General features: G+C 75.6%; 15 protein-coding genes. 11 read left to right on the plus strand and 4 right to left on the minus strand.

Annotated features, from left to right (window positions below):
- Positions 1-98: 98 nt before the first annotated feature.
- Both ACQ614_RS28575 and ACQ614_RS28580 read left to right on the plus strand, forming a co-directional pair.
- On the plus strand, positions 99-521 hold the full coding sequence (locus tag ACQ614_RS28575) for a YjbQ family protein (protein ID WP_363488522.1): 423 nt from the start codon (positions 99-101) through the stop codon (positions 519-521).
- Positions 522-550: 29 nt separating this feature from the next.
- The gene (locus ACQ614_RS28580) at positions 551-769 is read left to right on the plus strand and encodes a hypothetical protein (RefSeq protein WP_363488524.1); all 219 of its coding nucleotides are present in this window, start codon (positions 551-553) and stop codon (positions 767-769) included.
- Between the two features lie 88 nt (positions 770-857).
- On the opposite strand, the gene ACQ614_RS28585 is transcribed toward ACQ614_RS28580, so the two are convergent.
- The gene (locus ACQ614_RS28585; protein ID WP_431681686.1) at positions 858-3998 is read right to left on the minus strand and encodes an AAA family ATPase; all 3141 of its coding nucleotides are present in this window, start codon (positions 3996-3998) and stop codon (positions 858-860) included.
- Positions 3995-5167, minus strand: a complete 1173-nt coding sequence (locus ACQ614_RS28590; protein ID WP_431681688.1) for an exonuclease SbcCD subunit D — start codon at positions 5165-5167, stop codon at positions 3995-3997. The genes ACQ614_RS28585 and ACQ614_RS28590 overlap by 4 nt, the downstream gene beginning before the upstream one ends.
- Positions 5168-5437: 270 nt before the next feature.
- Between ACQ614_RS28590 and ACQ614_RS28595 the strand changes: the two genes are divergently transcribed.
- Together ACQ614_RS28595 and ACQ614_RS28600 are read left to right on the plus strand one after the other, a co-directional pair.
- Entirely contained in the window at positions 5438-6037 is a 600-nt protein-coding gene (locus tag ACQ614_RS28595; RefSeq protein ID WP_431681689.1) for a hypothetical protein, read from the plus strand.
- Between the two features lie 223 nt (positions 6038-6260).
- Positions 6261-7058: an SGNH/GDSL hydrolase family protein gene (locus tag ACQ614_RS28600; protein ID WP_431681691.1), complete on the plus strand. Its 798-nt coding sequence runs from the start codon at positions 6261-6263 to the stop codon at positions 7056-7058.
- Positions 7059-7096: 38 nt separating this feature from the next.
- Here ACQ614_RS28600 and ACQ614_RS28605 read toward each other — a convergent pair whose 3' ends face one another.
- Positions 7097-8917 carry an AMP-dependent synthetase/ligase gene (locus tag ACQ614_RS28605; protein WP_431681693.1) on the minus strand — a complete coding sequence of 607 codons (1821 nt, stop codon included), beginning with the start codon at positions 8915-8917 and terminating at the stop codon, positions 7097-7099.
- A gap of 365 nt (positions 8918-9282) precedes the next feature.
- Here ACQ614_RS28605 and ACQ614_RS28610 point away from each other — a divergent pair, with 365 nt between their 5' ends.
- The 5 genes from ACQ614_RS28610 (at position 9283) to ACQ614_RS28630 (ending at position 14784) form a co-directional block, all read left to right on the plus strand.
- Positions 9283-11952, plus strand: coding sequence for a sensor histidine kinase (locus ACQ614_RS28610; RefSeq protein ID WP_431681694.1), 2670 nt, complete (start codon positions 9283-9285; stop codon positions 11950-11952).
- Positions 11949-12368 (plus strand): roadblock/LC7 domain-containing protein, encoded by a 420-nt coding sequence (locus ACQ614_RS28615; protein WP_363488538.1) that lies wholly within the window; start codon positions 11949-11951, stop codon positions 12366-12368. The genes ACQ614_RS28610 and ACQ614_RS28615 overlap by 4 nt, the downstream gene beginning before the upstream one ends.
- A complete protein-coding gene (locus ACQ614_RS28620) occupies positions 12365-12859 on the plus strand; it encodes a DUF742 domain-containing protein (protein ID WP_363488540.1) in 495 nt (164 codons plus the stop codon). Before ACQ614_RS28615 ends, ACQ614_RS28620 begins: the two co-directional genes overlap by 4 nt.
- The gene (locus ACQ614_RS28625; RefSeq protein ID WP_431681696.1) at positions 12840-13460 is read left to right on the plus strand and encodes a GTP-binding protein; all 621 of its coding nucleotides are present in this window, start codon (positions 12840-12842) and stop codon (positions 13458-13460) included. Before ACQ614_RS28620 ends, ACQ614_RS28625 begins: the two co-directional genes overlap by 20 nt.
- Positions 13461-14106: 646 nt before the next feature.
- A complete protein-coding gene (locus tag ACQ614_RS28630) occupies positions 14107-14784 on the plus strand; it encodes a winged helix-turn-helix domain-containing protein (protein WP_431681697.1) in 678 nt (225 codons plus the stop codon).
- A gap of 96 nt (positions 14785-14880) precedes the next feature.
- Here the strand turns inward: ACQ614_RS28630 and ACQ614_RS28635 are convergent, their stop codons facing one another.
- On the minus strand, positions 14881-15870 hold the full coding sequence (locus ACQ614_RS28635; protein WP_431681698.1) for an aldo/keto reductase: 990 nt from the start codon (positions 15868-15870) through the stop codon (positions 14881-14883).
- A gap of 119 nt (positions 15871-15989) precedes the next feature.
- On the opposite strand from ACQ614_RS28635, the gene ACQ614_RS28640 reads away from it, so the two are divergent.
- Both ACQ614_RS28640 and ACQ614_RS28645 read left to right on the plus strand, forming a co-directional pair.
- Positions 15990-16424, plus strand: a complete 435-nt coding sequence (locus ACQ614_RS28640) for a group III truncated hemoglobin (protein ID WP_431681699.1) — start codon at positions 15990-15992, stop codon at positions 16422-16424.
- Positions 16425-16615: 191 nt separating this feature from the next.
- Complete coding sequence (locus ACQ614_RS28645; RefSeq protein WP_431681701.1) at positions 16616-20029, plus strand: BTAD domain-containing putative transcriptional regulator; 3414 nt, start codon at positions 16616-16618, stop codon at positions 20027-20029.
- Positions 20030-20064: the final 35 nt, after the last annotated feature.

Raw genomic sequence — 20064 nt, forward strand, 5'->3', positions numbered from 1 at the left:
ACCCGACGGACGGGAGTCCGCCGGGTCTTCGTCATGTCCCGGATCCCGCTCCGTGGGACGTCCGCCGATCCGTGGCGGCGATGCGTCAGGATGTGACCATGGCGGACACCTTCCACACGCTGACCTTCGAGACCACCACCGGCACCGGCGAGGTCGCCCTCGACATCACCGAGCGCTGCGCGGCCTTCCTCACCACCGCGGCCGCCGGGCGGGACGGCCTGCTGAACGTGTTCGTGCCGCACGCCACCGCCGGGATCGCGGTGATCGAGACCGGCGCGGGCAGTGACGACGACCTGCTCGCCCTGCTGCGCGACCTGCTCCCCGCCGACAACCGCTGGCGGCACCGCCACGGCACCCCCGGCCACGGCCGCGACCACGTGCTCCCCGGGCTGGTCGCCCCGCACGCCACCCTGCCGGTCATCGGCGGCAAGCTCGCCCTCGGCATCTGGCAGTCGGTCGTCCTGGTGGACACCAACGTCGACAACCCCCGGCGGACGGTCCGGCTGAGCTTCCTCGGCTGAGCGGTCCCGTCACCACGGAAGGAAGGGCCATGACCCACCAGGACACCACCGCCGAGCCGGCGGTCTGCGAACTCGCCCCCGCCCCCGGCGAGGCCGTCCGGGGGCTCACCCCGGCGGCCGGGGACGGCCCGCGCGCCGACTGCGTGCTCTGCGGCGAGCCCACCGAGTACCCGGCGGACCGGGCCGGCTCCACCCTCTGCCCGGTCTGCACCTGGCAGCAGGCCCAGCGGATCGCCTGCTCCGGCTGAGCCCGCCGACCGGGCCCCGGGGGTGCCCCCCCAGGGCCCCTGGATCGACCACCCGAGCGCCCTTGAGGACGGCCCTTGGGGCTCGCCGTCAGGCGTCCTCGCGGGAGGCGATCGCCAGTGTGGAGCCGTGCCGCTGCTTGCTCACCAGCAGCTGGGACGGGATGCGGCTGCGCAGGTCGGCGACGTGGCTGACGATGCCGACCGCGCGGTCCCGCTCGCGCAGGCCGTCGAGGACGTCCATGACCTCCTCCAGGGTCTGCTCGTCCAGACTGCCGAAGCCCTCGTCGATGAAGAGCGTGTCCAGCGGCATGCCGCCCGCCTCGTCCGTCACCACGTCGGCCAGCCCCAGCGCCAGGGCGAGCGAGGCGAAGAAGCTCTCGCCGCCGGAGAGCGTCGCGGTGTCGCGGTCGCTGCCCGTCCAGGCGTCGACCACCCGCAGCGAGAGGCCGGAGCGCTTGGTGCCGGCCACCAGCCCGTCGCTGTGCACCAGCGTGTAGCGGCCCCCGGACATCCGCACCAGCCGCGCACTCGCCGCCGCCGCGACCTGCTCCAGCCGGGCGGCCAGCACGTACGACTCCAGGCGCATCCGCAGCGCGTTCTCCGCCGGGGCGCCCGCCACCAGTGCGGCCAGCCGGCTGATCCGGCCGTACTCGGCGAGCTCCGGCCCGAGTGCCGCGGCCAGCTCCGCCAGCCCGGTACCGATCCGGGCCAGGGCGGCGCAGCGGCGCTCGGCGGCGTCGGCCTGCGCGGCGGCCCGGCGCACCCGCTCGGCGGTTCGGGCGGCCACCGCCTCGGCGGCGGCCGGCTCCGCGGGCGGCAGGGCGGCGGCGGCCGCCAGCTCGGGCCGGGCCAGCTCGGCCTCGGCCGCGGCGATCGCCCGGTCGTGCTGCTCCAGCCGGGCCTCCAGCGCGGTGCGCTCGGCGGCGGGCAGCAGGGCGGCCACGGCATCCGCGGGCGTGTTGAACCCGGCGCCGGCGGCGGCCCGCAGCAGCTCCTGCTCGGCCTCCTCGAGCCGCGCGGCCGCCTCGGTGCCGCTGTGCACGGCGGCCAGGGCCGCGGCCACCGCGTCCGCGGCCCGGTCGAGCTGCCTGGCGCGGTCGGCCACCGACGGGGCGTCCCCGCGGGCCTCGTCGATCTGCGCGGCGAGCCGCTGCCGTTCGGCGGCCAGATCCTGCAGTCGGGCGCCGGCGGCCGCGGCCTCGGCCAGGCCCTCGCGCAGCTGCCGGTCGAACTCCCGCCGGTCGCGGTCGAATTCCTCGATCCGGCGGGTGACCGCGCCGAGCAGCTCGGCCTGCCCGATGGCGGTGCGCCGCTCCGCCCGTACGGCCGCCAGCTGCTCGGCGAGCCGCTCGGCGGCGGCCTCCCCGGCGAGCGCGTGCGCGGCGGCCTCCGCCGTCCGCAGCCCGGCGAGCTCCTGCCGGGCGCGGTCGAGCCGGGCCTCGGCCGCGGTCTGCTCGGCCGCGGCCCGCTCCTGGTGCTCCGCGGTCACCCGGTCCTCGCTCGGCCGGGCCGGGGCCGGGTGCTCGGCGGCGCCGCACACCCGGCAGGGCGTGCCGTCGCGCAGTGCACCGGCGAGTTCGGCGGCCATGCCGGCGAGCCGCCGCTCCTGCAGGTCCAGGGCGGTCTCGCGGGCGGTGAGCAACTGCCCGCGCAGGTCGAGTTCGGTCTGCTCGGCGTCGGCGACGGCGACCCGGAGTTCGTCGCGGCGGTGGGCGGCGGCGAGGCGGCCGTCCAGCTCGGTGCGCTGCTCGTCGAGCCGCCGGACGGTGTCGGCGGCGGCCTGCGCGGCCGCCTGCTCCCCCCGGAGGCCCTTCAGCCGGTCGTCGGCGTCGGCCAGCCACTCCCGGGCGTCCTCGACGAGCTGCTCGGCCGCGTCCCGGCGGCGGGTCAGTTCGGCCGTCTCCCGGCCGGCCGCCGCGTGGCGCTGCTCGGCGGTGCGGGCCGCGGCGAGTGCGCCGCCGGCCGTGCGCAGCCGCCGTTCGGCCGCGGCCAGCCCGGCGGCGTCCGCGTCCGCGGGGGCGGCGGGCGGCTCGACCGGGCCGCCCTGGTGGGGGAGGAGCACAATGCCGTCCCCGCCGCCGCTGCGGCCGGCCGTACCGCCGCCGACCGGCGCCGGTACGGCTGCGCCCAGTCGGCGCAGCTCGGCGCGGCGCTCCTGTTCGGCGGCCGCAGCGGTGCGGTGCGCCTCGGCGGCCGCCGTCCGCAGCCGCAGCGCGGACTCCACGGTCAGCGCGGCCCGGGCGCGGTCCAGCCGGCGGCGCCGGGCGGCGACCTCCTCGCCGGCCGCGGCGAGCTCGCGGGCGGTGCCGACCGCGGCCCGGTGGCGCTGCTGGCGCTCGGCCAGGGTGTCCTGCTCGCGCCGCCGGCGGTCGGCGCCGGCCTGGGCCTCCTGGGCGGCGGCCAGGGCGCAGGCGGCGACCGCCCGTTGCTCGGCGGCGTCGCTGCGCAGCACGGCCGCCCAGCCGAGCACGCCGTCGACGAGGCCGGTGGCGCTGCCCGCGGGGCCGTCCTCGGCGGGTACCCACTCCGCCGGGGGCTCGGCCCCGGGTCCGGCCGCCTCCTCGGCGCGGGCGGCGAGGTCGCGCAGCCGCTGCCGGCCCTCGCGGACGGCGGCCTCCTGGCGGACCCGGCGGTCCGCCAGCCAGCGCTCCAGCTGGCCGAAGCGCCTGGTGTCGAAGAGCCGGCCGAGCAGTTCGGCCCGCTGCTTGGTGTCGGCCCGCAGGAAGCGCGCGAAGTCGCCCTGCGGCAGCAGGACGACCTGGCAGAACTGTTCCCGGCTCATGCCGACCAGCCGGCGGATCTCCTCGCCGGCCTCCTGGTGGGAGCGGCTGACGGCCTGCCAGCCGGGGGTGCCGTCGCCGGTGTCGGCGACCCACTCGCGCAGCAGGGTCTGCGCCTTCTCGGTGGTGGTGCCGGTGCCGCGGAGCTTGGGGCGCTGCTGCTCGGGGCTGCGGGTGATCTCGAGGCGGCGGCCGCCGAGGGTGAGGTCGAGCCTCACCTCGGTGAGCCGGCCGGGTGCGGCGTGGTCGCTGCGCAGCGGGTTGCCCTTGCGGGCGCCGGGCACCTCCCCGTACACGGCGTAGCAGACCGCGTCGAGGACGCTGGACTTGCCGGCGCCGGTCGCGCCGCGCAGCAGGAAGAGGCCGCCGGAGGCGAGGCGGTCGAAGTCGACCTCCTCGGTGCCGGCGAACGGCCCGAAGGCCGTGAGGGTGAGCCGGTGCAGCCTCATCGGGCGGCCTCCTGGGCGCGCTCGGCCTCGCGGCGGACGGCCTCGAGGCCGTCGGCGAGCCAGTCGCGTTCGTGGGCGCCCAGGGCGGTGCCGGGGCGGACGTGCCGGACGAAGCCCTCGGCGATCTCCAGATCGGTGCGGCCGGAGACGCGGGCCGCGTACGAGGGGGCGCCGTCGCCCTCGGTGGGCTCGGGTTCGAAGAGCAGCTGCAGGGTGTGCGGGAAGCGCCGGCGGAGCTCCTCCATCGGGTCGGCCGGGCGGGCCGGGTCGGTGAGGGTGGCCTGCACCCAGCACTCCTCGGCCCAGGCGTGCTCCTCGTCGTGGAGCAGGTCGTGGAGCCGGCCGCGCAGCCGGGCCAGCCGCCGGGGCTGCGGGCAGTCGATCCGCCGCTCCTCGGCGATCGATCCGTCGGCGGCCAGGTCGATCAGCCACATGGTCTTGCGGTGGTCGGCCTCGGAGAAGGAGTAGGCGAGCGGGGAGCCGCTGTAGCGCAGGTGCGGGGCGAGCCGCTGGCTGCCGTGCAGGTGGCCGAGGGCGGCGTAGTGGACGCCGTCGAAGACCGCGGCGGGCACGCTCGCCACCCCGCCGACGGTGATGTCGCGCTCGCTGTCGCTGGTCTCGCCGCCGGTGACGAAGGCGTGCGCGAGCACCACGGCACGGGTGCCCGCGGGGCGGCCGGCCAGGTCGGCGCGGACGGCGTCCATCGCGGCGCCGAGGACGCGGTCGTGGCCGCCGCGGTCGAGCCCGAAGCGCTCGCGGACGAGGGCGGGCTCCAGGTAGGGCAGGCCGTAGACGGCGACCGGGCCGTGCTCGTCGGCGAGCATCACCGGGTCGGCGCAGCCGTCCGGGTCGGTGCGCAGGTGGATGCCGGCCCGGTCGATCAGTCGGGAGGCGACGCCGAGCCGGCGGGCCGAGTCGTGGTTGCCGCTGATGAAGACGGTGGGTACGCCGAGCGCGGCGAGCCGCACCAGGACGTCGTCGAAGAGGGCGACCGCCTCCAGCCCGGGCAGGGCCCGGTCGTACACGTCGCCCGCGACCAGCACGGCGTCCACCCGCTCGGCCCCGGCGACGGCCACCAGGTGGTCGAGGAAGGCGCGTTGGGCGTCGTGCAGGCTCTCCCGGTGGAAGGAGCGGCCGAGGTGCCAGTCGGAGGTATGCAGCAGTCGCATGGTCGTCGACCATATCGGGCGCCGCCGACAGCTCAGGGCCCGTACCGCCTCGGCCGATGCCGATCCGTGATTCCGGCGGGACGGTGCGTGACGGGACAGTGTCACGGCCCGGGTGCGGCGGGGTTGCGGGCGTGCCCCGGGCGGCGGCCAGGACTGTTCATCGACCGGATGTTCGGGGAAGATCAACAGTCGGAGCGGGCGGCGGCCCGCCGCGCCCGCTCCCCGGCCGCCGACCGGCGGGCCGGCGGCCCGGGAGCGGAGGGGACACGCGTGAACCGCATCGAGTACAGCGCGGAGATCGCCGACCTGCTCGGGAAGGTCCGGCGTCGGCCGATCGCGGGCTGGCCGTGGCGGCCGGGCGAGGAGGTGCCCGCCGGGCTGCCGGTCAAGCAGTCCTGGGGGTGGCTGTTCGCCCCGGACGGGCGGGTGCTCACCCTGGTCAACCCGAAGGACGGCATCGTCAGCCTGCCGGGCGGCTCGCTGGAGCCCGAGGACGACGGGGACCCGGCCGCCGCGCTCGCCCGGGAGGCCGGCGAGGAGGCGCAGGCCGTGATCGGCCGCCCCTGGTACCTGGGCTACCTCTACGACCGGGTGGGGTCGGCCAACGGCGGGCACGAGTGCGCGCGGGTGCGGATGACGGCGGCGCTGCACCGGGTCGGCCCCTCGCAGCCCGACCCGGCCTCGGGCCGGCACTACCGGCGGCTGCTGGTCGCGCCGGGGCTGGCGGTGGAACTGCTCGGCTGGGGCGCGCAGGGCGTCCGGCAGGCGCGTGCGGCGGTGGCCGCGGCGGTGCTGCACCTGGGGGTGCCGGCGGCGGCGAACGAGACCATCGAGGAGCTCCCGCTCGGGGGCTGCGCGCTCTTCCGGTGAACTCCCAGGATTCTTTGACGAAACGTCAATCATTTTCCAGGAAAAGCACTTCTTCCTGATTTTCGGTGACACCCGGGCGGCGTGACGGTGTCACATCCGACACGCCGTCAACAACTTTGGCATGGGCACTATCCGGCGAGGCTACTGCCTGATATCACAACAGTGTGATCCGCGTCACCCCCACTTTCGGATCGCATTCACCCCCCCACCCGGAGGTTCCCCCATGCCTCGCACCAGAGTCCTGCCCGTCGCGGCCACGGCGCTCGCGCTCTCCCTGTCCACCCTCTTCGCGGCCACCGACGCGTCGGCCGCCGGAGCCCGGTACGTCGCCCTGGGCGACTCCTACTCCGCAGGCGTCGGGGCCGGCAGCTACACCAGCGACAGCGGCAGCTGCAAGCGGAGCACCAACGCCTACCCGTACCTCTGGAAGAACGCCAACGCCCCCACCTCGTTCTCCTTCGTGGCGTGTTCCGGGGCGAAGACCGGGGACGTCCTCAACAACCAGGTTTCCGCGCTGAGTTCCACCACCACTCTGGTCAGCATCACCATCGGCGGGAACGACGCCGGCTTTGCCAGCACGATGCAGACCTGTGTGCTCAACTCCGAGAGCGCCTGCCTGAGCGCGGTGAACACCGCGAAGGCGTACGCCACCAACACGCTGCCCGGCAAGCTCGACGCGGTGTACTCGGCGATCCGCAGCAAGGCCCCCAACGCGCACGTCGTGGTGCTCGGCTACCCGCACCTCTACAAGATCGGCGGCAACTGCGTCTTCGGGATCGGCGACACCAAGCGCGCCGCCATCAACGGCGCCGCGGACACCCTCGACTCGGTCATCGCCAAGCGCGCGGCCGACGCGGGCTTCACCTTCAAGGACGTCCGCGGCATCTTCACCGAGCACGAGATCTGCGGCTCGCTCACCCAGTGGCTCAACAGCACCACCCTGCCGGTGGACGACAGCTACCACCCCAACAAGGCGGGCCAGTCCGGCGGCTACCTGCCCTCGTTCAGCGCCGCGGCCTGACGCCCGGCCCGGCGGTCCGCCGCACCCGCGGCGGACCGTCAGGGGGCGTACAGCTCCTCGATGTCCTCGGCGTAGTACTCCAGGATGGCGCCGCGGCGCATCTTCAGCGAGGGCGTCAGCAGCCCCTCCTCCGTACTGAACTCCTTCGGCAGCAGCCGGAACGCGCGGATCGACTCGGCGCGCGAGACGGCCGTGTTGGCGGCGGCCACCGCCCGCTGGATCTCCCCGTGCAGGTCGGTGTCGGCCAGCGCCCCCCACACGTCCAGCTGCTCCCGGCCGCGCAGCTTCAGCCAGTGCGCCAGCGCCTGCCCGTCCAGGGTGATCAGCGCGGCCACGTACGGCCGGTTGTCGCCCACCACCAGGCACTGGGCGACCAGCGGGTGGGACCGCACCCGCTCCTCGAGGGCGCCGGGGGCGAGGTTCTTGCCGCTGCTGGTGACGATCAGTTCCTTCTTGCGGCCGGTGATGGTGAGGTAGCCGTCCCGGTCGAGCTCGCCGATGTCCCCGGTGGCGAGCCAGCCCTGCACCAGCGCGGCCTCGGTGCACTGCGGGTGGTTGAGGTAGCCGGAGAAGACCGTCTCGCCGCGTACCCACACCTCGCCGTCGTCGGCGATCGCCACCGACGCCCCCGGCACCGGCCGGCCCACCGTGCCGAACTTCGGCCGGCCCGGCGGATTGGCCGTCACCGCGGCCGTGGTCTCGGTCAGCCCGTACCCCTCGTACACCGTCATGCCGGCGCCGGCGAAGAACAGGCCGAGCTCCCGGCCCAGGGTGGAGCCGCCCGACATCACATTGCGCACCCGGCCGCCGAGCACCGCCCGCAGCCGCTGGTAGACCAGCCGGTCGTACGCCGCGTGGCGCACCCGCAGCGCAGGGCCGGGTCCGGGGCCGTGCCCGAGCGCCTTCCGCTCCCGGGCGGAGGCCCACTCGACCGCGGTCTGCGCCGCCTGGTCGAACAGCTCGACCTTGCCGGCCTCCTCGGCCCGCTCCCTGGCCCGCTGGTAGATCTTCTCGAAGACGTACGGCACCGCGTGCAGGAAGGTCGGCCGGAAGGACTCCAGGGCCGGCAGCAGGCTGTCGGTGGTCAGCTGGCCGTGGTGGCCGATCCGGATGCCGCCGCGGACGGCCGCCACCTGCACCATCCGCCCGTAGACGTGCGCCAGCGGCAGGAACAGCAGGGTGGCCGGCGGCACTCCGCCGGTGTCCCGGAAGATCTCGCCCCAGCCGTCCAGCAGCGCGTCCGCCTCGCCGGCGAAGTTGCCGTGCGTCAGCAGGCAGCCCTTCGGGCGGCCGGTCGTGCCGGAGGTGTAGATGACGGTGGCGATCGACTCCGCGGTCACGCCCAGCCGCTGCCGGTGCACCAGCGCGTCGGGCACACCGCGCCCGTCCTCGATCAGCGCGGCGACGCAGTCCCCGTCCAGCTGCCAGATGCCGGTGAGCTCGGGCAGCGCGTCGCACACCGCGCCCACCGTCATCGCGTGGTCCTCGTGCTCCACCACGCAGGCCACCGCCTGCGTCTCGGCGAGGATCCAGCGGACCTGCTCGGGCGCCGACGTCGGGTAGACCGGCACCGGGATCGCGCCGATCGCCCAGAGCGCGTAGTCGAAGAGCGTCCACTCGTAACAGGTGCCCGACATGACGGCGACCCGGTCGCCGTACCGCACGCCCCGGGTGAGCAGGCCCTTGGCCAGGGCGAGCACCTCGTCGCGGAACTGGAGGGCGGTCACCGGCTGCCAGACCCCGCTTGTGCGCCGGGAGAGCTGGATCAGCCCCGGATTCTGCTCCGCCGTGTCGAACACCGAGTCCGCGAGCCCGCCGGCGGCCGGTTCGGACAGGGCGGGGCTGCTGACCTCGCGCACACTGCCCCCGATCCCCGTGTCTCCCGCGCGGTCGGCCTGCCCGGCCGGCGGACGGATCGGTGGCGAAGCTACCGGATCGCCGGGGGCGCTGCCCAGAGGCGGCGTCCGCCGCGCCGCGATCGGCACGGCGTGTCGTTCCCGGTGACAGTGGAGAGCGTTCGCCAGAGGGGCAATACCGGATCATTCGGACAGCCTCGGTCGGGGACCCGTGTGGCCCTTCGAACGGGTGGTCAGCGCGGTGTAGGCTCACGCAGATTCCAACGGCCCGGGCCCCCTCCGGGACGGTTCTGCCTGACCCGGGAGGCTCACCGCCCGCCCGACCGCACCCCCTGTCCGCGCCTGGCTCCATCCCGACCGAGGACTCCATGCGTCTGCGCAGCAGCTCGATCCGCGCGAAGATCATCGCGCTGCTCATGGTGCCCATCGTGGCCCTCACCGGGCTCTGGGTCTATGCGACCCTCGTCACCACCGGCGACGTCCGCAGCCAGTTCGACGTCAGCAGCACCTTCAAGGACCTGGTCAAGCCGGTCGACCGCTACACCCTCGACCTCCAGGAGGAGCGGCGCACCGCCGTCCTGCGCCTCGCCGACCCCTCCTCCCAGGCCAACAAGGACGCGTACGAGCACGCCCAGGCCGCCACCGACCACAGCCTGCGCGAGCTCCGCTACCTCACCGACACCAAGGCCACCGACCGGCTCGACGCCCAGCAGCGCGTCAAGTACCAGGACATCCTCACCGCCGCCGACCAGCTCCCCGCCATCCGCGGCCAGGCCGGCCGCGAGGTCGTCGGCTGGGACCACGAACTGCTCGCCTACTCCGACCTGGTCGAGACGGTCTTCCCGTTCCGGTCCTCCTTCGCCGCCCGGCAGAGCGGCCAGCTGCCCCGCCAGTCCACGCTGCTCACCGAGCTCGTCCGCGCCCGCGAGTACCTCGCCTGCGAGGTCGCCGCGATGCAGGCGCTCCGGCTGACCGACCAGCCGGGCCCCGAGATGATCCAGATAGCCCTGGACAACATGCACTCCCAGCAGGCGCTGTTCAGCGTCTACGCCGGCGAGCTCGACCTCATCGACCAGCGCGACTACGCGGACCTGCGCAGCTCCGACTCCTGGATGGCGCTCGCCGCCGCCGAGGCCAACTTCGACTCCGCGGTCAACCGCCCGGCGACCATCCGCGCCAACCCGAAGGACCCGTGGCGCGAGGCCGCCACCCCGGTGCTCGCCTCCTTCGCCGACCTGAACACCCGCCTCGCCGACCGGATCGGCGAGCGCGCCTCCTCCTACGCGCTCAACCAGATCGTCCGCGGCGCCGTCGCCGGCGCCATCGGCCTGATCGCCGTCGTGCTGTCGGTGCTCATCTCCTACCGGATCGGCCGCAGCCACGTCCGTGAGCTGATCGCCCTGCGCAACGCCGCCCAGGAGCTGTCCGGCACCCGGCTGCCGCAGATGATGGTCCGGCTGCGCCGCGGAGAGACGGTGGACGTCGCCGCCGAGACCCCGGAGCTGGAGTTCGGCCCCGCCGAGATCGGCCAGGTCGGCCGGGCCTTCCACGACGTCCAGGTGGTCGCCGTCGAGGCCGTGGTCGAGCAGGCCGAGCTGCGCCGCGGAGTCTCCGCCGTCTTCGTCAACCTCGCCCGCCGCAGCCAGGTGCTGCTGCACCGCCAGCTGACCCTGCTGGACGCGATGGAGCGCCGCACCGAGAACCCGGCGGAGCTGGAGGACCTCTTCCGCCTCGACCACCTGACCACCCGCATGCGGCGGCACTCCGAGGGCCTGATTATCCTCTCCGGAGGCTCGCCCGGCCGCGCCTGGCGCAAGCCCGTCCGGATGGTCGACGTGGTGCGGGCCTCGGTCGGCGAGGTCGAGGACTACGCCCGGGTGATCGTCCGCCCGTTCCCCGGCACCGGACTGCTCGGCAGCGCGGTCGCCGACGTCACCCACCTGGTCGCCGAACTCATCGAGAACGCCACGGTCTTCTCCCCGCCGCACACCCAGGTCACGGTGCAGGGCGAGGTCGTCGCGCACGGCTTCTGCCTGGAGATCGACGACCGCGGCCTCGGCCTGAGCGAGCACGCGCTGGAGGAGATCAACCAGCGCCTCGCGGTGGAGCAGGAGTTCGACCTCGCGGACACCGACCGGCTAGGCCTGTTCGTGGTCAGCCGGCTGGCCCGCCGGCACGGCATCCGGGTCCACATGCGGCCCTCGCCGTACGGCGGCAGCACCGCCGTGGTGCTGATACCGCGCGAGCTGCTGGCCGACGCCAACGAGGTGATGGCCGACCAGTTCTCCGGCCGACCGGCCGCCGAGTCCGGCCGCCCCGCCCCGGTGCCCGCCGCCGCGCAGCAGGCCGCTGCGCCCGCGGTGAAGAGCAGCCGGGCCCGCAGCGCCCCGCGGATCGGCGGCGGCCCGCGCCCCTCGGCCGTCGAGCAGCCCTCCACCCCCGGCGGGCTGCCCCGCCGCCGCTCCGGCGGCCCGGCCCTCGTCCCGGACCCGGACGCCGCCGGCACCGGCCGGCACCGCCGCACCGACGGCCCCGTCGAGCAGGAGCCGCCCGAGCAGCCCGCCGCCGCGGCCCCCGCGCCCGGCGCAGCGGCCGACCCCGGCCGGCCCGCCGCGGCGCCCGCCGCCGCCGAGCAGGTCGCCGGCGGGCTGCTGCCCCGGCGCGTGCGGCAGGCCAGCCTGGCGCCGCAGCTCCGCGAGGACGGCGACCGGCCGGCCGCCGATCCCGTCCGCGAGCGGTCGCCGGAGGAGGCGCGCGCCGCGTTCGCGTCCTTCCAGCGCGGCTTCGCGCGCGGCCGAGGGGACCGCCTCCAGCCTGCGTCGCTGACCGTCGTGCCGGACCTCCCCGACACGCCCGAGCCGCCGCCCGGCGTGGCGCGGCCGATGGGGGGTCCCGTACAGCCCCGGGTGGCGCTACCCTCTGCACCCGTCCCACCTGCTCTGCCGGCCGCGCGCCCGCGGCCCCAGCTGTACCCCGTACGCCAAGGAAAACCCGTACCACCCGCACCACCCGCCCCAGCGGAAGGAACCGAACAATGACCGCAACGACACAGCCGTCCGGAGACCTGAACTGGCTCCTGGACGACCTGGTGGGCCGCGTCGCGACCCTGAGGCATGCGGTGATCCTGTCCGGCGACGGTCTGGCGACCGGCGTCTCCAGCGGCCTGGCCCGCGAGGACGCCGAGCACCTGGCGGCCGTCGCCTCCGGTTTCCACAGCCTGGCCAAGGGCGCCGGCCGGCACTTCCGGGTCGGCGGCGTCCGCCAGACCATGGTCGAGCTCGACGAGGCCTTCCTCTTCATCACCGCGGCCGGCGACGGCAGCTGCCTGGCCGTGCTGAGCGACGCCGAGTCCGACGTCGGTCAGATCGCGTACGAGATGGCCCTGCTGGTCAAGCGGGTGGGCGAGCACCTGGCCGCCGAGCCCCGGACCGAATCCGCCCCGCAGGAGAGATGAGCGAACGGATGGCCGACGAGGACGACGCACCGCAGGACGCGTACGAGGACCCGTACGACGACCCCTACGAGACCGAGCCGGAGATCGACCTGTTCGCGCCGCGGAACCCCGCGGAGGACCGGTGGTTCGACGACGACGCGGGGCCGGTGGTGCGGCTGTTCTCGATGACCAGGGGACGGGCCGCCAGGCCCGTCGACGAGGGCCTGTTCGACCTCATCTCCCTGGTCCGCGCCGTGGACGCCGAGGGGCGGGCCGAGCAGGAGCCCGCCCTCGACGCCACCCACCACGCCCTGCTGGCGCTCTGCCGCGACGAACCGCTGAGCGTCGCCGAGCTGGGCTCCTACAGCGACCTGCCGGTCAGCATCGTCCGGGTGCTGCTCGGCGACCTCAACGACGCCGGGCTGATCACCGTCACCCGGCCCGTCCCGCTCGCCCAGCGACCCGACGAGCAACTCCTGCGAGACGTGATCAATGGCCTCCGTGCACTCTGACACCCCGGCGGACGCGCGCTCCGCCCTGTGGTCCTCCGTCGCCCTGAAGATCCTGGTCGCCGGCGGCTTCGGCGCGGGCAAGACCACCCTGGTCGGCGCGGTCAGCGAGATCCGCCCGCTGCGCACCGAGGAACTGCTGAGCGAGCGCGGCCGCCCGGTCGACGACACCGCCGGCGTCGAGGCCAAGCGCAGCACCACCGTCGCCATGGACTTCGGCCGGATCGACCTGAAGCCCGGCCTCGCCCTCTACCTCTTCGGCACCCCCGGCCAGGACCGCTTCTGGTTCGTCTGGGACGAGCTCGCCCAGGGCGCACTGGGCGCCATCGTGCTCGCCGACACCCGGCGGCTCGCCGACTCCTTCCCGTCGGTGGACTTCTTCGAGCAGCGCCGCATCCCCTTCGTGGTCGCCGTCAACTGCTTCGAGGGCACCGAGGTGTACGCGCCCGACGACGTGCGGGCCGCCCTGGACCTCGACCCCGGTGTGCCGGTGCTGCTCTGCGACGCGCGCCGCCGCGAGGACGGCAAGGAACTGCTGATCCGCCTGGTCGAGCACGCCGCCGGCGTGGCCGGCACCACCGGGGAACCGGCCGGCCGCGGCTGACGGGCCGTAGGGCTCGTCCTGCGCCCGGAACGCCCGCACGGGGCCCGTCGACCGGCCCTCCGGGCGGCTGTCCGCGGGCCTGTCCGGATGCTGGGACGGGGGTTGTCCCGGATGCCGGGACGCGGGGGTGGCCGGGGTTGCCCTCGGCCGATCGGGCGTGGAAAGCTCGCACTGTCGCACGCTGCGCCACCCGGCGCCGTGCCCAGGGGAGGAGGCAGCACCGGTGACCGCACACGCGTTCCGCAGAGTCGTGCCGCCCGCCCCCGCCGTGCCGGCGCTCACCGCGCGCCGCCACATCGACCAGGCGCTGGTCTGCAGCGCCTGCTGTCGCTGACGGACCCCCACCGGCCCCGCCCGACCTGGCCGTTCCCGTCGCCACCCCCGCTCCGCCCGACCGTCCCCCGCCGGCGGCCGGCGCGTTCCGCCCTGTGCACACCGGAGAACCACCCGTGGACCCGAACCGTCGCGATCTCGAGCCCTTCTGGCCGTCCCGCCAACCGCACCTCTTCGACCAGACCTGTCGGACCGCGAAGCGCGCGTCCAGCCCCGCCACCGCACTCTGACCGACCGTCAGGAGCGCACCGGCGCCCGGCACGACGCGCAGACGACGACCACCCGAATCCGTCCCGCGCGAAGAGAGCCCACCATGACCTCCACCTCCACGGCGACCCGTACCGTCACCGCCGCCACGCCGCACCTGCGTGCCGTCCGCTCCGTCGCCGCCGTCCCCGGCGGCACCGAGCGCTGGTACCCGAGCACCACCGCCACCCCGCACCCGACGACCGCTCAGCGGCCCGCTCCCGCACCGCAGCAGACGGAGCGCCGACCCGCCGTCCCCGCGCTTCCCGCCGGGCTGCCCGAGGGCGCCACCGTCGTCGCGCTGCCGCAGTCCGCCCTGCCGCAGGGCCTGCTCGCCCAGTACGGCGGACAGCTCGGCGACCCGGCCGGCCGGCCCCTGGTCGGCTACCTGCTGCTGGTGCCCGAGCAGGCACCCGCCGCCGCGGCCGAGGAGCCGCGCCCGGCGGCGCAGCCCACCGCGCACGGCATCAGCGTCGACACCGACCGGCGCACCGCCCACGTCGACGGCGTCCTGCTCGACCTCACCTACCTGGAGTTCGAGCTGCTGGCCCACCTCACCGAGCACCCCCACCGGGTGCACACCCGCGACCACCTGGTCTCCGCGGTCTGGGGCTACGGCCACGTCGGGGACGGCCGCACCGTCGACGTCCACGTCGCGCGGCTGCGGCGCAAGCTCGGCACGGCGCACCGCGACAGCATCGTCACCGTCCGCCGGGTCGGCTACAAGTACGCGCCCGCCGTCTGAGCGGGCCCGCAACGGAACGGCCGGGGCAGGACGCAGCACGCGTCCTGCCCCGGCCTCCGGCACGACCGACGGCGCAGGCCGGTCGGGCCACCGGGCTCAGCGGCTGAGCCGGTCGATCTCGGCGAGCTCCTCGGCGGTCAGCGGGCCGCCCTTCAGCGCGTCGAGGTTCTGGTCGAGCTGGGCGACACTGGACGCACCGATGATCACCGAGACCACCCGCTCGTCCCGCAGCACCCACGACAGTGCCAGCTGGGCGAGGGTCTGGCCGCGCTGCTCGGCGACCTTGTTCAGCGCCCGCAGCTGGTCCAGCTTCTGCTCGGTCAGCGCCTCCTCCCGCAGGAAGTGGCCGACCGACATCCGCGAACCGGCCGGCACGCTGCCGGACAGGTAGCGGTCGGTCAGCAGGCCCTGGGCCAGCGGGGAGAAGGCGATCATGCTGGTCTGCGTCTCGCCGATCGCGTCCAGCAGCCCGTCCTCCGGGGTGCGGTTGAGGATCGAGTAGCTGATCTGGTTCATCAGCACCGGCGTGCCCATGCCGCGGAGGATCTCCACCGCCTCCCGGTGCTGCTCGGCCGGGTAGTTGGAGATCGCCGCGTACAGCGCCCTGCCCGAGCGCACCGCGTGGTCCAGCGCCCCCATCGTCTCCTCCAGCGGAGTCGTGGGGTCGTAGCGGTGCGAGTAGAAGACGTCGACGTAGTCCAGGCCCATCCGGCCGAGGGACTGGTCCAGGCTGGACAGCAGGTACTTGCGCGAGCCGCCGTCGCCGTACGGGCCCGGCCACATGTCGTAGCCCGCCTTGGACGCGATGAACAACTCGTCCCGGTACGGCCTGAAGTCCTGCGCGAACAGGTAGCCGAAGTTGCGCTCGGCACTGCCGTACGGCGGGCCGTAGTTGTTCGCCAGGTCGAAGTGGGTGACACCGCGGTCGAAGGCCCGGCGCAGCACCGCGCGCTGCACCTCCAGCGGCTGCGAGTCGCCGAAGTTGTGCCACAGGCCGAGCGAGACGGCGGGCAGCTGCACACCGCTGCGGCCCGCCCGCCGGTAGGTCATGGACGCGTAGCGGTCGTCCGAGGGGAGATAGGTCATGTCGGCATCCTGCCAGGTGGCCCGCCCGCGCCCGGGACCAACGGCCCTGCCGGACCGGTAGGCCGCCGCGTAGCCTGGCCGCAACGGCCCGCAGGGCCCGTACCGAGAGGAGCCCGCCGGTGCCGCACCCCGACATCACCGACCGCGCCGACCTCGAACGGCTGCTGCGGCGCTTCTACGAAGCTGCCTTCGCCGACCCGCTGATCGGCCCCTACTTCACCGGGATCGCCCGGCTCGACCTCGAGGCCCACCTCCCGCACATCACCGACTTCTGGGAGAGCGCCCTGCTGCGGACCGGTGAGTACCGCCGGAACGCCTTCGCCCCGCACCTCGGCCTGCACCGGCGGAGCCCGCTCACGGCCGCCCACTTCGGCCGCTGGGTCCAGCTCTGGCAGGCCGCCGTCGACGGCCTTCACACCGGCCCGACCGCCGACCGCGCCAAGGCGCAGGGCGAACGGATCGCCCTCGCCATGCTCCGCCGCACCGCCGGCCCCGACACCACCGGCACCGAGGGCGGCTTCGTCCCCCTCTCGGCCGTCCTCCTGCGCAGCTGAGAGACGACCCCCAGGGGCGCGGGCCCAGTGCGAAGGCCGGGGGCGCCCCTACGGGGTCGGCCCGCAGCCCGGTGGTGCGCGTCCCCTGCCCCGTGCGTGTTCGACCTGTCCGGGGGACTTGGAGCCGGCTTGGAACCGGCAGGGAGTCCGCTTGGAACGGGCACTCGGCCATCGCTTACGCTCGTTGCACGATGGTGCGGATATCGGTGCTGGGCACGCTGACGGCGCAGGTGGCGGGGGCTGGGATCGGCCTCGGCGGCCCGCGGCAGCGCGGTGTGCTCGCCCGGCTGCTGGTGGCCCGCGGCGCGGTCGTCCCGGTGGACCGGCTGATCGACGACCTGTGGCAGGGGAGGCCGCCTGCCAAGGCCGCCGTCTCGCTGCAGGCGTACGTGTCCAATCTGCGCCGCATCCTCGAGCCCGAACGCGGCCCCCGCGAACCCGCCCGGCTGCTGCTCAGCCGCGCCCCCGGCTATGCCCTGGCGCTGCCCGCCTCCGGCGTGGACGCCTGGGACTTCGAGATGCGGCTGCGGGACGCCCGCGGGCTCCAGCCGTTCGCCGAGCGGGCCGCGAAGGATCTCGGGCACCCCGTCTCCCGGCTGTTCGACGAGGCGCTGGCGCTCTGGCGCGGCAGCGCCTTCGCGGAGTTCGCCGACGAGCCCTGGGCCGCCGCCGAGATCGCCCGCCTCGGCGAACTGCGGGTCGCCGCACAGGAGTCCGCCGTGGTGGCGGCACTGGAGGAGGGGCGCGCCGGCGACGCCGCGGCGGCCGCGCTCGCCCTGACCGAGGAGCACCCGCTGCGCGAGGAGGGCTGGCGGCTGCTCGCCCGGGCCCTGTGGGGCGCCGGCGGGCAGGCCGAGGCCCTGGACGCGCTGCGCCGTGCCCGTACCGTGCTGACCGCCGAACTCGGCCTCGACCCGGGGCCGGCCCTCGCCGAGCTGGAGTCCGCCATCCTCCGGCAGCAGACGGACCTGCTCGGCGTGCCGCTCCCGGCCGCCGACCTGCCGCCGTCCCGCCCGGCCGGTCCGCGGTGCGGCAACGGCCCGCAGGACCCGCCGTTCGTCGGCCGGGAGGCCGAGCAGCGCACGCTGCGCGAGGCCGCGACGGCCGCCACCGCCCCCGGCGGCCGGTCGGTGGTGCTGGTCTCCGGCGAGGCCGGCGCCGGGAAGTCCACCCTGCTCGCCCGCCTCGGCAGTGAACTGCGGCGCAGCGGCTGGCTGGTGGCCACCGGCCGCTGCCCGGAGACGGAGGGTGCCCCGCCCGCCTGGGCGTGGACGGAGGCGCTGCGCGAACTCGCCGGGCAGCACCCGCCGAACACCGTCACCAGGGCCGAACTCGCCCCGCTGTTGGGCGAGGACGACCCCACCCGCCGCCGGGACGCGCTGACCGGCCGCTTCCGGCTGCACCGGGCGGTCGCCCGCTGGCTGGAGGCCGCCACCGAGCAGGCGCCGGTCGCGGTGATCCTCGACGACCTGCACGCCGCCGACCAGGAGACCCGCGCGCTGGCCGCCGAACTCGCCGCCGTGCACGGCCCCGAGCGGCTGCTGCTGGTGTGCGCGCACCGCCCGGGGGAGGGCCGGCTCACCGACCTGCTCGGCACCTTCGCCCGCCGCTCGCCGTACCGGATCGCGCTCGGCGGCCTGGACGAGGCCGAGGCCGGCACCCTGATCGGCGCGGTCTGCGACACCCCGGTCGACGCGGAGACCGTCCGCGCCCTCGCCGAGCGCACCGGCGGCAACCCCTTCTACCTGGTGGAGAGCGCCCACCTGCTGGCCGGGGAGGGCGCCCTGGTCGCCCTCCAGGAGGTGCCGCAGGGCGTCCGGGACGTGCTGCGGCGCCGCTTCGACCGGCTGCCGCCCGCCACCGTGGAGGCGCTCCGGCTGGCCTCGGTGGCCGGCCGGGAGACCGAGGTCGAACTGCTGGTGCACGCCTCCGGCGACGACGAGGAGGAGCTGCTGGAGGCGCTGGAGGCCGCCGTCGTCGGCGGCCTGCTCACCGAACCCCGCCCCGGCACCGTCCGGTTCGCGCACGCCCTGGTCCGCGACACCCTCTACGGCGACCTCAGCGGCCTGCGCCGGGCCCGGCTGCACGGCCGGTTCGCGGAGGCGCTGTGCGCACTGCGCCCCGACCGCCTCGCCGCCCTCGCCCACCACTGGACGAGCGCGGCCTCCTCCGCCACCGCCGAGCGTGCCGTCGACGCCTGCGTCCGCGCCGCCGAGGCCGCCGAACGCCGCTACGCCCACCAGACCTGCGCCGGCCTGCTGCAGCAGGCCCTGGACAACCTCGACCGCGTCCCGGACGGCGGCGACGACCGGCCCGCCCGCCGGATCGCCCTGCTCGGTGCCCTGCTGCGGGCCCAGGTCCGTGGCGGCGCCATTGCCGCCGCCGCCGCCACCCGCGGCCGGGCCGTCGCCCTCGCCGAGGAGACCGGCCGGGAGGACCTGCTGATCGAGGCCTGGACGGCCTGGACCGAGCCCACCCCCTGGGTCACCCACCCCTACGGCACCTACGACGAACAGGCCGTGGAGACCCTGCAGCGGCTGCTGCGCCGCACCGACCTGGCCCCCGCCGTCCGCTGCCGCCTGCTGGACGCCCTCATCCACGAGTGCAACTGCACCGGGGAGCCGGTCGGCACCGCCGCGGCCGACGAGGCCATCGCCATCGCCCGCGCCGAGGACGACCCCCGGCTGCTGGCACTGGCCCTCGCCGCCGTCGCCCGGATCTGCGACCACGAACTCGACGCCCCCCGCCGGGCGGTGATCGCCGACGAGCTCTCCGACCTCGCCCGCCGCCACGACCTGCCCGCCTACCGCTGGTACGCCGAGCAGCTGCACGCCACGGCGGCCGCCGTCGCCGCCGATCTGCCGGCACTCCGCCGCCACATCGCGTCCGCCGCCGGCATCGCCGAGCGCTACGGGCTCAGCGAACTCGCCGACATCGGCCTGTGCCACCACGGCATGCTCGAACTCGCCGCCGGCCGCACCGCGGAGGCCGCCGGACTGTACCGGCAGGCGGTCGCCGGCCTGCGTGCCCGCGCCTCCGTGCACGCCGAGGGCTTCGGCGCGCTCGCCGAGCTGACCATCGCCATGCAGGAGGGCCGGATCGCCGCCGAACTGCCGCGGCTGCGCGCGCTGTCCGCCGCGTACGGCCCGCTCGGCGTCGACGTTGAGGCCCTCGCCCTCGCCCTCCTCGGCCGGACGGACGAGGCCCGTGCCGTGCGGGCCCGCCGGCGGCCCGTCGAGCCCGACTACTTCCGCTCGTTCTTCCTGGCCGTACGGGCGGCCGCGGTGGTCGCCCTGGACGAGCGCGCCGAGGCGGCCGAGCTGATCGACGAACTCCTGCCGCTGCGCAGCCTGGTGGCCGGGGCGGCCTCCACCTCCATCGCGCTGCGCCCGATCGCCCTGGTGCTGGGCGAACTGGCCCGGATGCTCGGCCGGACCAGGGAGGCCGAGGAGCACTTCGCGTACGCCGCCGAGGTGGCCCGCCGCTGGGAGTCCCCGCACTGGGAGGCGGAGGCGCTGGCCGCCCTGCACGGCCTTCCCGCGGTGCCGGACGAGGAGGCCGTCGCCCGGCACCAAGTGGGCTCCAAGCAGCACCCCGCAGGCTGAACGGGTAACGACCACCGGACTGCCGAAAGGCCCCG

This window comes from Kitasatospora dryopteridis, assembly GCF_050749075.1.
Classification (GTDB): Bacteria; Actinomycetota; Actinomycetes; order Streptomycetales; family Streptomycetaceae; genus Kitasatospora.

Coding starts and splice junctions, on each gene's coding strand:
- ACQ614_RS28575 (WP_363488522.1), top strand. CDS start 99: ATGGCGGACACCTTCCACACGCTGACCTTCGAGACCACCACCGGCACC.
- ACQ614_RS28580 (WP_363488524.1), top strand. CDS start 551: ATGACCCACCAGGACACCACCGCCGAGCCGGCGGTCTGCGAACTCGCC.
- ACQ614_RS28585 (WP_431681686.1), bottom strand. CDS start 3,998: ATGAGGCTGCACCGGCTCACCCTCACGGCCTTCGGGCCGTTCGCCGGC.
- ACQ614_RS28590 (WP_431681688.1), bottom strand. CDS start 5,167: ATGCGACTGCTGCATACCTCCGACTGGCACCTCGGCCGCTCCTTCCAC.
- ACQ614_RS28600 (WP_431681691.1), top strand. CDS start 6,261: ATGCCTCGCACCAGAGTCCTGCCCGTCGCGGCCACGGCGCTCGCGCTC.
- ACQ614_RS28610 (WP_431681694.1), top strand. CDS start 9,283: ATGCGTCTGCGCAGCAGCTCGATCCGCGCGAAGATCATCGCGCTGCTC.
- ACQ614_RS28615 (WP_363488538.1), top strand. CDS start 11,949: ATGACCGCAACGACACAGCCGTCCGGAGACCTGAACTGGCTCCTGGAC.
- ACQ614_RS28620 (WP_363488540.1), top strand. CDS start 12,365: ATGAGCGAACGGATGGCCGACGAGGACGACGCACCGCAGGACGCGTAC.
- ACQ614_RS28625 (WP_431681696.1), top strand. CDS start 12,840: ATGGCCTCCGTGCACTCTGACACCCCGGCGGACGCGCGCTCCGCCCTG.
- ACQ614_RS28630 (WP_431681697.1), top strand. CDS start 14,107: ATGACCTCCACCTCCACGGCGACCCGTACCGTCACCGCCGCCACGCCG.
- ACQ614_RS28635 (WP_431681698.1), bottom strand. CDS start 15,870: ATGACCTATCTCCCCTCGGACGACCGCTACGCGTCCATGACCTACCGG.
- ACQ614_RS28645 (WP_431681701.1), top strand. CDS start 16,616: ATGGTGCGGATATCGGTGCTGGGCACGCTGACGGCGCAGGTGGCGGGG.